Here is a 12253-nt window from a genome sequence, read left to right as displayed (position 1 = left end):
TTAATAGAGATAGAATTAGTTAGTTCGTTTGGTTAAATAGCTTTCGTAATCAGGAATAACGACGTCTATCGTATTATCAAAATAGGGTGAGGTGATTAAAAAATCTGCGGTTGCAGAGTTGGTTGCGACAGGAATATTCCAAACGGTGGCTAAACGTAGTAGTGCTTTAACATCTGGGTCATGAGGCACAGCATTAAGAGGGTCCCAGAAGAAAATTAATAGGTCAATTTTTTGCTCCGCAATCATTGAGCCTATTTGTTGGTCTCCCCCCATTGGGCCACTTAGCATACTCGTAACAGGCAACCCAGTGTGCTGGTGGATTAAATTGCCTGTAGTTCCTGTTGCGTATAAATTGTGAGCTTGAAGCCGTTCATTATTTTTCTTAGTCCAAGATAATAATGAAGGTTTACAGTGGTCATGGGCAACCAAAGCAATATTTTTTGAGGCTGTAATTTTACGGGTAGTTGATTCCATGATGTTCCCTTAAATAAGATGCGAGATAGACATCTTTAAAAATTGAATGAGCAAAGATATACAACATATATCATAATGCTAATGAATAGTTTATAGGTTTTGGGAGATATTTTGATGAGAGATCAAGAAATTGCTGAAATTTTAAAGCGTGTCCGGACAATCGCTTTAGTGGGAGCGAGTGATAAGGCAAATAGGCCGAGTTATGAAGTCATGGAATATCTTTTACATCAAGGCTATACCGTTATTCCTGTCAGCCCTAAATTGGCAGGTCAAACTTTGTTAGGGCAGCTAGTATACGAAAAGCTTAGTGATATACCAGGGCCTATTGATATGGTCGATGTGTTTCGTAATGCAGAAGCTGCGGTAGGAGTGGCCAGAGAAGCCGTGGAAATTAAAGCTAAAGTTTTGTGGTTACAAAAAGGAGTGATTAGCGAAGAAGCACAGCAAATCGCTTTGCAGGCTGGTTTACAGTTTGTTATGGATAAATGCCCAAAACAAGAAATACCCGCTTTAGGTCTTGAAAAATAAAGTATTTCTAGCGTTAAAAAGTAAAGCAGCTAGTGAGCTGCTTTACGGTTGCGTTCATAAATAACAATATAGATATTTGAAGGTTAGTTGCGAAGGCGAGGAGCTTGCAACTGAGACCTTATGGATTCCGCTAGTTCATCCATTGATGGTTGTTCTGGATGGTCTTCTACGGTTTCATAAGTAATTTGAGCTTCAGCCAAATATGTATGAACTGCATCCCCATTGTCATCTTCCATAACAACATGATACCAAGGTAGATCGCGTAGTGTGCTGTTAGCGGCAATATCATCATCATGTGGTTGTTCGAGCGAATACTCAGCGTCAACATCTACAACGACGCCTAAGTAGCCGAGAAGTTTGTGCCTAACTTGTTGCCCGATTCCATATTTACTGGTGATCATCATAGCGACCTCCTAAAAGCCTTGCTTATACTTCAAACTATATATGGGCAGTGCTACGCGTTTTCAAGCTAATATATGGACAATTATTAATAACGCAATACACTGTCTTTATACGCAACTATGAAAAGCAGTGCCTCATTTAGCAGATTATCTGTTCAATGAATAAAAAACAACTGTTAAAAAGAAGGTATCAATACATTATGCTCTGACAACGGAGGCTCACATGACTGCATCAGGTCGATATTTTTATATTTATGGTCGTGTTCAAGGGGTTGGGTTTCGTTACCAAACCTATCATTGGGCTAATCAGAACGGCATAAAAGGTTTTGTGTGTAACCGAGATGATGGCAGTGTTAAGCTAGCCGTTTACGGAACAGAGCAAGATATTGAATTTGTTGATGAGTGGCTAAAAGCTGGGGGACCACCGGGAGCAAAAGTAGACCATTTTTTCACAGAAAACTGGAAGACCGAGCCAATAGCGGACTTTAGTGTCCGCTATTAGTGAAAAATTAAATACATTTCACCGGTTTTGGCAGGCCAGCAAGTTTAGTGGCTTGCTTAGCTGGCCCTTTTGGAAATAGCCGGTATAGATAGCGGCTATTGCCTTTTTCTTCGCCAAATTGTTGAGAAACTGCTTTAACCAACATGCGAATAGCAGGTGAGGTATTAAATTCCAAATAGAAGTTCCTGACGAAACGGATAATCTCTAGGTGTTCATTGGTAATTTCAATATCTTCTTGCTGCGCTAGCAAAGGAATTAATTCTTCGCTCCATTGTTGGCTATCAAGCAGGTAACCTTGCGCGTCTGTTTCTATCTCTTGATTATTAAAAACCAACATACTCTTTTCAACCCAAATAAAATTAGAACGTAAATTTAGCAAAAATCGAGATATAACCCAAGTAAAGTCGTTAGAATGTCGATATTTTCACCCAACAGTATGAAAGGCGTATATTTTTAAAGCGAATGATCAAATTAGGGGTTTACATCCAATGAGAGGATGTTTATAGTGCACGTCATTGCGGAGGGGTGGCCGAGCGGCTGAAGGCAGCGGTCTTGAAAACCGCCGATGGGAAACCATCCGAGAGTTCGAATCTCTCCTCCTCCGCCATCTTCACTTCTAGTAACGTCTTCCAAAGTCTTCTAATCCCAAGTAAATCAAGCATTCTAAATAAATCCCATTATTCCAACGTCTACTAACGTCTATTGAAAACTACCCCCTTTAGGTGGTACATATGGGGGTATATTTATACCTCATGATTTGAGTACCCCCAAATGAAGCTAACAGTTAAACAAATTGATTCCAGTAAGCCTAAAGAAAAAGACTACAAACTATCTGATGGTGGTGGACTGTATCTATTGGTTAAAACTAATGGCGGAAAGTATTGGCGGTTAAAATACCGAATTGATGGCAAAGAGAAACTTTTAGCTATTGGAATTTATCCAACCGTTACACTAGCTGATGCCAGAAGAAAGCGTGATGATGCAAAGAGATTGCTGGCGGATGGAATTGACCCAAACCAACAACGCAAAGAACAAAAGCAAGCCTCAAAGATTGACAGTGTAAACACCTTTAAAAATATTGCCCTTGAATGGTATGAGGGAAGAAAGGATCGCTGGTCTGTTGGTTATCGTGATGACATGATGGACGCATTTGAGAAAGACGTTTTTCCTTATATAGGTAATCGCCCGATTGCTGAAATCAAACCCATGGAACTACTCGAAGTACTCTCTATTATGGAAAAGCGCGGAGCAACCGAGAAGCTAAAGAAAGTGCGTCAACGTTGCAGTGAGGTGTGGAAGTACGCCATTATTACTGGTAGGGCAGAGTATAACCCTGCGCCAGATTTAGCCAGTGCCTTTGTACCACATAAGCGTGAGCACTACGCCCATCTTTCAGTTAGTGAATTACCAGAGTTTCTTTCTTCTATAGATAAGTACATGGGAAGCCAGATTGTAAGAGTGGCATTAAGGGTGCTTATATTAACTGGAGTTCGACCAGGCGAATTGAGAAAGGCGGAATGGTCAGAAATTAACTTTGATACTGGGGTATGGGAAATACCAGCTGAAAAAATGAAAATGTGCCGACCGCATATTGTGCCACTATCAGAGCAGGTTATTGATTTACTGAAACAGATACATCCAATCAGTGGCAGCTATCAATATATATTTCCTAGCCGCATCGATTATAGAAAGCACATATCAGATATGGCACTGAATACGATGATTAGGCGCATGGGCTACAGTGGTAGAGCCACAGGTCACGGATTCAGGCACACAATGAGCACCATCCTACACGAACAAGGCTATAACACTGCATGGATTGAGACACAGTTAGCGCACGTTGATAAAAACTCTATCCGTGGAACGTATAACCATGCTCAGTATATTGATGGCCGTAGAGAAATGCTTCAATGGTACGCTGATTACATGGGGGCATTAGAGAACGGGGATAATGTTGTCCACGGCAATTTTAAACGTGCTTAATCCGCCAGCAGCCACATACATAACCAGACAATAAAAGGTCTGGTTTTTTTGTGTCTAAAATAACCACTAGTGGGTGATTTGTTTTTAAACCTGTAAATTTCCTCAGGCTTAATCCTAGTAGGATAAATCTTAATATCTAATGAAAGTACACTATAGTAGACGTCAATAGACCACATGAAATTGCGGTGATAAACTTTGCTCGTTTCTTAAGCTTGACTGTTTATTATTACAGTATAATATACCTAGTAGTACCGCAGTAGATCATTGTGGACTTGGTTCTTTAACATCTCTGCGCTGAAAAAGTGCGCCGCTCTTTTACATACAAGGTTATGCCCAGAGCAACTTCTCAGGGCAGTTTAAACATTCTAAGACGCCATAGGTGTATATTTTCAACTAAAGAATGTAGTAAACATCCTGCTTGTACTGAACGTGAAGCCGCTCAGAGGAGCTTCTCAGAGCATTTAAGTTTTATTGATAGTCTTTATATCAGATTGTCAGCTCTTTAAAATATGGATTTTCCCCTTAGGCTGTCTTGAGGGGGCTAATGATAACCTCATTAGCATGTTGATGACTTCTCAACATAAATAATATTTGTAGCAAAATTTGTACGGATAGCTACTTGTTCTTTAAAAAATGACCTGCGCTCCTTGCAAACGGGAGCTTTTAGTAAATAACTTAATTATTTTTCGCTGTTTACTAAATGTATGTAGTTCAGGTCGTTAATGGCAATCAGCTAACTTGAATAATATAATTGTAACTATTCAAATTAGTAAATTGTTCTTTGAAATTTAAGTCTCCGCCTTTGTGGAGTGTAGTTGTAGTTCCGCTCTTTTATAATCATACATAGCACATGCATCGTGTGCGCAAAGTTAACTTATTGTTGATAATATTTCGTATTAAACAATATGGTTGCTACCCTAAAACACCCTAAAATATAAACCATAATATGCGTTATCTACCTTATACATTTATGTATAGGGCGTTTTCGCATGTCTTTTCATATCACATTAAGGAAAATTCTATGAATAATCTGATTAGGCTTTCAGAGGTTTTGCGACGCACAGGTTACAGCAAGGCATGGATTTATAGATTAATTAAAGAAAATGACTTTCCACAGCAAGTAAAAATAGGTACTCGCTCTGTTGCTTTCGTTGAATCTGAAGTAGATGAATGGATTGCAAATAAGATTGCTGAATCACGTACTGGAGAGGTGGCTTAATGCAAAAGAAAAACCACCCGCTACAGGTGGCTTCTCAGGATAACGCGACAGCATCTATTCTATCAAAGAACTCACCGAAAAAAATCAAAGCATGGAAATATTTTTTATCTGCTTATAACGGTTCTACCGAAAACGATATTTTAAAATATTGTCGCTTATCATCAGGTCGTAATTATTTTTCAGAACTTGAAAGAAAGCTGGATATTAATTTAGAGCGTACTGACGAACCGAACCCAGACGGCATTGGATCACATTACCGTTATCGCATTCGCAGTCAGAAAGACGCGCAAAAGGTAATTAACCTCATCAACCAACGCGCCAATGCTGGCGGATATGAAGGTATATCGAAATCACAATCTGAATTAATTTTGTCGAAGTACCCTACCGAATAATAAGGAAATAACAATATGAAAAATAAAATGACCGTAATGGGTCAGGGATTCGCTCACCCTGAAAACCACTCTAGCGATATTAAGGAATTATCTTTTGCTGAATTATTACCTATTTCACATATTAAAGTAGGCGGATTATCTTCTAGCGTAGTTAGTGCTCGTTCATTACATGAAGCGTTAGGAGTTGGACGTGTATTTTCAAGCTGGTTTAAATCCAGAACGGCTCAATATACATTTATAGAAAATACTGATTACTTTAATTGTGATGGTTCAATTAATGACCAATTAACACCCGAACGGGTGGAAATTAATAAAGTTGGTCGCCCTGAGTCTGATTACTGGATTACCACAAATACAGCTAAAGAATTAGCAATGGTTGAGCGTACCGAACAAGGCCGCTTAATCCGTCAATACTTTATCAAGTGTGAGGAAGCACTACACAAAGTCGCGCCAACTATCACCAAGCAATTACGCCATCAACTTAAATCACGCCTCAAAGTGGCTAGTTACTTTAAGCCGATGTGTTCAGCGTTAGAGCTGGCACGCATGGAGCAAGGTAAAAACACACTACCACACCATTACACGACTGAGTCAAACATGCTGAACCGTATTGTATTAGGTGGGCTTACGGCTAAGGCATGGGCGAAACAGAACGGTATTATTGGCAATCCTCGTGATGCTATGAGCGAAACACAATTAGAGCATCTTTCATACCTTGAGCAGACCAATACAACGTTAATTGAGCTAGGCATGGACTATCACGCACGCAAAGACAAGTTAATCGGCTTGTCTCAGAAATGGTTAGCACAACGTGTAGAGGTGGAGCAATGATTGCCTACCAAGTGAATGATTCCCTACTGGCAGGTAATAACGTAAGTTCAACTTACACCCTTAATAATACTGTAGCTTTAAACTACGGTATTACTGGCAATCAATCAGACAAACTTTCGTCTGGTTACTCGGTCAATATTTTGGCTCAGTGCTCGGCAAAATCATTTGCTCAGCAACTGGCTAAAACTTTAGCCGATGTATCAGCGAAAATTTACGCCAATCAACCACCAAAATTTACGGGAAATCAATCTGGGGAATATTTCTCAGGTTATAAATCCGCTGATATTTTGCGCTACTCAAATTTGAGTCACTCAAAACGTGGAGAATTTACACCATTTGCTAAAGGTGATTTTTCTCACCTTTCTAAAGTCGGGAAATCCCGCTATTTGAATTCGTTCATCTCAAAAAATGAAGAAATTGAGTTTTGCGAGTCCATAAAAGGCAAAATAATTGAGTTTTTGGAGTCCATAAAAAAGGGCAGCCAATCGGCTACCCTTGGAAACGTCGATATTAAATACCGAGCAAGTGAGAATATTAATATTAGCTTACTTCTCTGGTATGGCAAATATCAGTTTTTAGGCTTAACACCTAATCTTTCCAGCTCGTTACGACAGGCTGTCTTAACCCATGAACTAAATGGCTCATTACCAATAACTGAGTCTATTTGTTTGAGCAAATCATCATCAAATCGGATTGTTCTTCTTGTGCTGTTTGCACGGTCGTATGGTTTTTTGTCTTTTTCATCTTGCATTGGTTCGAACCACTATGATAGTTTATATGTATATGGTGCGAACCAGTATAAAGGTAAGTGTTATATAAAAACAATGCCCCGCAGTGGTGGAACACTAACGGGGCATCTAATCACCACCGATAACGAAGCTATCGAGGTAACTATGAGTAAGCATAACACACCCGTCACAGGGCGGACTAGTCTCACCCCTAACCAATCGTACAGATGGTTATTCCTCGCGTTAAACCGTAGCGATTACACCGCTAAACCTTGCCGTATTGCTGTTACAGCACCGAACGAGAACAGTGCAAGACTGATGCTTGTACGTGATTACATGCTGATATTCGCTGGTCGCTTACCTGCTATTGGAGGTAAACATCATGCGTAACCCTCAATCTAATGATTTCTACACTCACAAAAATAATGGCGAAACCGTCAAAGTTCTATCGGTTCAATTCAACCGTGTGACCTTTCAGCGAGACGGCTTTGATAGTCCTGTCATTGTTCCATTAAGCCAGTTCAGCAACGAATACACCTATGCAGGGAGGGCTTAATTATGAGTCGTTTATATCCTGATAACTATCAGCGTATTCAAGCTGAAATAACGGACATGTTAGGCAATAACACCCCTTTACACTCAGAAGAACGCAGCCGTGACCGTTTACTTAGGGTTCGAAAAGGTATGGCTCATATTCTTTGTGAGGTATTCCCTCAGATTGATGATCCAAAAAAACAAGAACTCTATTACTGGTTGGAAGCTATTAACCGTATTAGTGACGCAGAAGCCGTAGACGCAAAATTAGAGGGGGAAGTATGAGCGCAGATATCACTATTCACCAAGCGGCTGAAAAAGCTCATCAGGTTGAGTTAATTAATCTACTCATTGAATCGCACCCGCACCAGTTACAAAGCAGTGAAATATCTACTTTAGCTTCTCTTATGGCGAAGTTATCCGGTGACGTCTGCGCATTTCTTCAAGAGGAAATTGTGGTACTGGAGGCGAACTCATGAGCAAGCCTATTCCATTAGACAGAGCCGCATATAAGGCACAGCAAAACAATTCATTGCTTGCCGTTATCTTGGAGCAAGTGAGTAGCGATTGTTCGCGTGAGTTAATCGACCTCGTTTCTATTGCGTATGACTTCAACGCAGAAATATGCGAATCCCTCGAGGAGGCGACCAAATGAAAACAATTAAATTAAAAGTTGGTCACTTATCTACATTGGAAGAAGTCGAGCATATCAACGAAGAACTCCAAGCGTTGTTAATCCCACTGTTAACGGCTGTAGAGAATGAGGCTGATACAGATACACATTTTCTACTGAGAGCAGTTAATCGCCTTGTATGTGCTCAAGGGAAAGAAATCACTAGGCTTGCGGAGGTGCTGAAATGAGACAAGTCACTATCAATGCCACCAGCTTAAGCCCATTCATGTATCAAGGTAAGCGAGTAGTCACCTTTGCCATGATTGACGAGGTACACCAACGCCCGAAAGGTACAGCAAGGCGTACATTCACCAAGCATAAACGCCATTTCATTGATGGAGTTGATTACTTTTTGTTAGGTCAGGACGTATTACGTCCACACCTTGATGAAAATATCACCAAGTACACGCCTGAAATAATGGTATTGGCTGAATCTGGTTATCTCATGTTGGTTAAGCCATTTACCGATGATTTGTCGTGGCAGGTTCAGCGTTCAATGGTTAACAGTTATTTCCGATTCTCTGAGTTTCCCGAAATTAAACACATTCAAATACCCACGCTGGCGGAACTTGAAGCCATGCCAATTGGTGAGGCTCAGAACTTGATTAGCCGTTTAGAAGCTGACTCTTATCAAGGTCACGGTAGGCGCGGTAGTTATGCCATGAACCTACGTCGTAAGGAGAAAAAAGCACTTAAACCAATGGTAATTGCCATTGAGCAAGCCTCACAGCTACACATTCAGGATATGGGGGATTATCGCTCATGAGAACGTTTCAAATCGCAGGGTATGGCACAACACCGAAAGGGTTAACGCTAGGTATTAGCAAGCGTGTGATATCTGCCACCCAGAAAGACGCACAATCGCAAGTGATGCGAGAAGCGCAACGTGACGGTTTAACCGATATCCTAATTAACTATGTGCGTGAGGTGAAGTGATGAATCAGGAACAGAAACGCGAAGTGGAAATGTTACTAGAGCCGCACAAAGCAAAAGTATTAATGCTAATTACTTTACTTTCTACGTGGCTGGAAGCTGAAGAGTGTGGCGAAACCAGAAACATGATCTGGGCGGTGTTGATTGTTGTTTATTCGATTAGGGATGAAATGAACGAAGCGGTAGGAGGTAAATAAATGAGCAACATTATTCCATTCAAGACCAAAGCGAACTCGCTTGATGATGCGCTGAAAGCCTTTGCTTTTGCTGTATTTAAAAGCCGCCCTAATGACTTTGAGGAATGTTACACCTACACGGAAACATGCCAAGGCCGTACTAACAAGCAACAAATTTCACCGATTGAGTACCTTTGTTTTTTAACTGAGGTTTGTTTTATTGAGCCGTTAATAGACCAGTTTGAAGAATACGAAACGGCCGCACTGGAAGCATTAACCAAAGCGGTAGATTGTGGGCGTCTTACTCTGGAGGGTGAAGCGTTATATCAGTCTATTTTAAGTGTGTCTCATGAAATGGCTGAACCAGCAGGAGGCGCAGACGATGAAACCGATTGATGTTATCCGTGATGTGAAGCTGAAAGCGAATGGCCAATGGCAAAACATATTATCTAACCTTGGGGCAGAAGTGCCCCTAAACACGCACACCGCTTGCCCTCATTGTGGCGGTAAAGACCGTTTTAGATTTGACGACAAAGGCGGCAACGGCACGTTTATTTGTAGTCAGTGCGGCTCGGGGGATGGGTTGGACTTAGTTCAGCGTGTTCTGGGTGGCAGCGTGACTGAGGCAGCGTATGAAGTGGCTGGCATGATTGGAATTGATACCCGTTCAGATAATCCACCAGCCTACCGTAGCCATGAGGTAAAAGCGCAACAGGACGCATTGAAAGCACAGCAAGCCCAGAACCAAGCTAACGAGCAGATAGAGAAGCATAAACGCTTTACAGCGCGATACAGCCGCACTATTGCCAATGCTAAACAGGGCAAATCTGAGTATCTCAAGGCGAAAGGATTTGATAGTACCACCGTGACCCTGTTAGCCGATGGATCGCTAATTATTCCATTGATGGACGCTGACGGCACAATCACAGCCGCACAGACCATTAAACCTAATGGCGAGAAACGGCTATTACTCGATAGTGCGAAGAATGGCAGCTATTACCCCATTAATGAGCCTGTAAACGTTTCTACGGTGATTATCGCTGAGGGATTGGCAACCGCCATGACATGCCAGTTAATCCAACCAGAAGCGCACACCGTAGCGGCAATTGATGCGGGTAACTTAACCCATGTGGCTAAGGTGATGCGGACAAAGTACCCAGAGAGCCAAATTATCATTGCAGGGGATAACGATGTTAAACCCGACCAATCAAACACAGGAAAGCTGGCGGCAGAAAAGGCAGCTAAGGCAGTCAATGGTATTACGGTTTTACCTCCTACCGAGGATAAAGCTGATTGGGATGATTACCGCCTATCACACGGCATTGAGGCATCAAGACAGGCATTTAATGAGGGGATTAACGCCATGCAGGAAGCAAACACAGTCATCATTAATACCACTAAGGCTAAAAAGAAAAAGCGCGGTATTGATACTGATACCGATATTGCCAAATTAGCTCCGAATCAATTGGCTATGTTGCTGATTGAGCGATACGGACAATTAGCCGTTAACACAGAGTCATTGACGGTATACACCTATAGCGGGGTGATGTGGGAGCCAATTAAAGATAGTGAGCTTTCTCGCGAAATGGCTGACTTTTTTATTGAGAATGAAACCCACTTTAGTATGAGACGGATCACTGGTGTCATTGATGTATTGAAAGTCATTGCTGAACCCATGGGCGAGTCTGACATTGATTTAATCGGTTTCACTAATGGCGTATTGAACACGAAAACCCATGAATTTAGACCTCACAACGCTAACGATTGGTTATTACATCAAAATGGGATCACCTATACCGAACCAGCAGCAGGTGAAAACCTGAAAGATAACGCGCCAAACTTTACCGCATGGTTATCTCATGTATCGGGAGGAGATGAGGCAAAAGCAAGACGTATCAAGGCTGGATTGTATATGGTTTTCGCTAATCGTCATGACTGGCAATTGTTTATCGAGGCAACAGGCGTAGGCGGCAGTGGTAAAAGCGTATTCGCACATATCGCTGAGTTGTTAGCAGGGAAACACAACACATCAAGCGGTGATTTAAAGGCCCTGGACGACGCGAGAGGCCGAGCGCAATTTGTGGGTAAGAAACTGATTTTACTCCCTGACCAGCCTAAATATGTTGGGGATGGAGCAGGGTTAAAGGCGATTACGGGTGGTGATCCAGTTGGTATTGATCCCAAATACGAAAAGCAATTTTCTATGGTGATGAAATCCGTTGTATTCATGACGGGTAATAGACCCATGCAATTTACTGAGCGTAGTAATGGCGTTGGGCGTCGACGGGTTATTTTTCATTTCAATGAAACGGTGAGTGAGGATAAAAAAGATAAGAACCTGCCAGAAAAGATACAGGCGGAAATTCCTGTCATTATCCGTGACTTGCTGCGCGAGTTTCCAAACCCTGAGACGGCCAACAAATTACTGATTGAACAAAGAGGCTCTGGTGAGGCGGTTGATGTGAAACGTGAAACTGACTCATTGATTGATTTTTGCGCCTATCTTGTCGCACTCGAAAGGGTTGAAGGCATGTTTATGGGGAATGCGAATATCTCACCACCTGCACCGAGAAAGTATCTTTATCATGCGTATATGGCCTATATGCAAGGGAACGGCAACAGGAACCCATTAACACTCACAACCTTTGGGCGTTCTATCGATGGTGCGCTCAAAGAGTTAGGAAAAAAATACATTAAAGATCGCTTTACTCAGGGGGTCAGAACAAACCTCGAATTAAACGAATTGGAAGCCGAGGACTGGCTACCACGAGTACCGACAAAATAACGTAAAAGTAAAGTTTTAAGTAAAACTGTTCATAGTGTTCATAAGTGAAAAATAGGTATAAATATCAATAAGTAATTTATGAACACTTGAAATT

At 41.5% G+C, this 12253-nt stretch carries 20 protein-coding genes and 1 tRNA gene; 18 read left to right on the top strand and 3 right to left on the bottom strand.

Translation table 11 applies throughout. The annotated features are described in order from the left end of the window. Positions 1-15: 15 nt before the first annotated feature. Positions 16-474: a methylglyoxal synthase gene (locus PZ638_RS14065; protein WP_004256102.1), complete on the bottom strand. Its 459-nt coding sequence runs from the start codon at positions 472-474 to the stop codon at positions 16-18. A 114-nt stretch (positions 475-588) separates the two neighbouring features. Between PZ638_RS14065 and PZ638_RS14060 the strand changes: the two genes are divergently transcribed. Continuing rightward, entirely contained in the window at positions 589-1002 is a 414-nt protein-coding gene (locus PZ638_RS14060; RefSeq protein ID WP_004256099.1) for a CoA-binding protein, read from the top strand. 83 nt (positions 1003-1085) lie between these two features. On the opposite strand, the gene hspQ is transcribed toward PZ638_RS14060, so the two are convergent. Next, positions 1086-1406 (bottom strand): heat shock protein HspQ, encoded by a 321-nt coding sequence (gene hspQ, locus PZ638_RS14055; protein WP_004256095.1) that lies wholly within the window; start codon positions 1404-1406, stop codon positions 1086-1088. A gap of 220 nt (positions 1407-1626) precedes the next feature. On the opposite strand from hspQ, the gene PZ638_RS14050 reads away from it, so the two are divergent. Next, positions 1627-1905, top strand: coding sequence for an acylphosphatase (locus tag PZ638_RS14050; protein ID WP_004256093.1), 279 nt, complete (start codon positions 1627-1629; stop codon positions 1903-1905). A gap of 7 nt (positions 1906-1912) precedes the next feature. On the opposite strand, the gene PZ638_RS14045 is transcribed toward PZ638_RS14050, so the two are convergent. Next, complete coding sequence (locus PZ638_RS14045) at positions 1913-2242, bottom strand: TusE/DsrC/DsvC family sulfur relay protein (protein WP_004256090.1); 330 nt, start codon at positions 2240-2242, stop codon at positions 1913-1915. Between the two features lie 182 nt (positions 2243-2424). On the opposite strand from PZ638_RS14045, the gene PZ638_RS14040 reads away from it, so the two are divergent. The 16 genes from PZ638_RS14040 to PZ638_RS13960 all read left to right on the top strand — a co-directional run bounded on the left by PZ638_RS14040 (position 2425) and on the right by PZ638_RS13960 (position 12159). Then, positions 2425-2512 (top strand) — tRNA-Ser (locus PZ638_RS14040). Between the two features lie 164 nt (positions 2513-2676). Further along, positions 2677-3888: a tyrosine-type recombinase/integrase gene (locus PZ638_RS14035; RefSeq protein ID WP_272674333.1), complete on the top strand. Its 1212-nt coding sequence runs from the start codon at positions 2677-2679 to the stop codon at positions 3886-3888. Positions 3889-4909: 1021 nt separating this feature from the next. Continuing rightward, on the top strand, positions 4910-5107 hold the full coding sequence (locus PZ638_RS14030; protein ID WP_272579636.1) for a helix-turn-helix transcriptional regulator: 198 nt from the start codon (positions 4910-4912) through the stop codon (positions 5105-5107). Then, a complete protein-coding gene (locus PZ638_RS14025) occupies positions 5107-5499 on the top strand; it encodes a hypothetical protein (RefSeq protein ID WP_272674331.1) in 393 nt (130 codons plus the stop codon). The genes PZ638_RS14030 and PZ638_RS14025 overlap by 1 nt, the downstream gene beginning before the upstream one ends. Before the next feature lie 15 nt (positions 5500-5514). Further along, on the top strand, positions 5515-6330 hold the full coding sequence (locus tag PZ638_RS14020; RefSeq protein ID WP_272674330.1) for an antA/AntB antirepressor family protein: 816 nt from the start codon (positions 5515-5517) through the stop codon (positions 6328-6330). After that, the gene (locus PZ638_RS21310; RefSeq protein ID WP_422662164.1) at positions 6327-7448 is read left to right on the top strand and encodes a host cell division inhibitor Icd-like protein; all 1122 of its coding nucleotides are present in this window, start codon (positions 6327-6329) and stop codon (positions 7446-7448) included. The genes PZ638_RS14020 and PZ638_RS21310 overlap by 4 nt, the downstream gene beginning before the upstream one ends. Continuing rightward, complete coding sequence (locus PZ638_RS14005; RefSeq protein WP_210844486.1) at positions 7441-7614, top strand: DUF4222 domain-containing protein; 174 nt, start codon at positions 7441-7443, stop codon at positions 7612-7614. The genes PZ638_RS21310 and PZ638_RS14005 overlap by 8 nt, the downstream gene beginning before the upstream one ends. 2 nt (positions 7615-7616) lie before the next feature. Beyond that, entirely contained in the window at positions 7617-7877 is a 261-nt protein-coding gene (locus PZ638_RS14000) for a hypothetical protein (RefSeq protein WP_272674329.1), read from the top strand. Beyond that, positions 7874-8071: a hypothetical protein gene (locus PZ638_RS13995; protein WP_272674328.1), complete on the top strand. Its 198-nt coding sequence runs from the start codon at positions 7874-7876 to the stop codon at positions 8069-8071. Before PZ638_RS14000 ends, PZ638_RS13995 begins: the two co-directional genes overlap by 4 nt. Then, positions 8068-8247 carry a hypothetical protein gene (locus PZ638_RS13990; protein WP_004255431.1) on the top strand — a complete coding sequence of 60 codons (180 nt, stop codon included), beginning with the start codon at positions 8068-8070 and terminating at the stop codon, positions 8245-8247. The genes PZ638_RS13995 and PZ638_RS13990 overlap by 4 nt, the downstream gene beginning before the upstream one ends. Next, positions 8244-8453 (top strand): hypothetical protein, encoded by a 210-nt coding sequence (locus PZ638_RS13985; RefSeq protein WP_181489827.1) that lies wholly within the window; start codon positions 8244-8246, stop codon positions 8451-8453. The genes PZ638_RS13990 and PZ638_RS13985 overlap by 4 nt, the downstream gene beginning before the upstream one ends. After that, a complete protein-coding gene (locus PZ638_RS13980) occupies positions 8450-9031 on the top strand; it encodes an ORF6N domain-containing protein (RefSeq protein WP_272674326.1) in 582 nt (193 codons plus the stop codon). Before PZ638_RS13985 ends, PZ638_RS13980 begins: the two co-directional genes overlap by 4 nt. Further along, the gene (locus PZ638_RS13975) at positions 9028-9201 is read left to right on the top strand and encodes a hypothetical protein (RefSeq protein ID WP_272674325.1); all 174 of its coding nucleotides are present in this window, start codon (positions 9028-9030) and stop codon (positions 9199-9201) included. The genes PZ638_RS13980 and PZ638_RS13975 overlap by 4 nt, the downstream gene beginning before the upstream one ends. Then, positions 9201-9395, top strand: coding sequence for a hypothetical protein (locus PZ638_RS13970; protein WP_102139353.1), 195 nt, complete (start codon positions 9201-9203; stop codon positions 9393-9395). The genes PZ638_RS13975 and PZ638_RS13970 overlap by 1 nt, the downstream gene beginning before the upstream one ends. Next, positions 9396-9770 carry a hypothetical protein gene (locus PZ638_RS13965; RefSeq protein WP_181489823.1) on the top strand — a complete coding sequence of 125 codons (375 nt, stop codon included), beginning with the start codon at positions 9396-9398 and terminating at the stop codon, positions 9768-9770. It begins immediately after the preceding gene. Further along, positions 9724-12159, top strand: a complete 2436-nt coding sequence (locus tag PZ638_RS13960; protein WP_311972578.1) for a primase-like DNA-binding domain-containing protein — start codon at positions 9724-9726, stop codon at positions 12157-12159. Before PZ638_RS13965 ends, PZ638_RS13960 begins: the two co-directional genes overlap by 47 nt. Positions 12160-12253: the final 94 nt, after the last annotated feature.

The organism is Providencia hangzhouensis (assembly GCF_029193595.2).
In the GTDB taxonomy this organism is placed as follows: domain Bacteria; phylum Pseudomonadota; class Gammaproteobacteria; order Enterobacterales; family Enterobacteriaceae; genus Providencia; species Providencia hangzhouensis.
The sequence above is the reverse complement of the archived record's forward strand: the minus strand, read 5'-3'. Positions and strand labels throughout refer to the sequence as shown.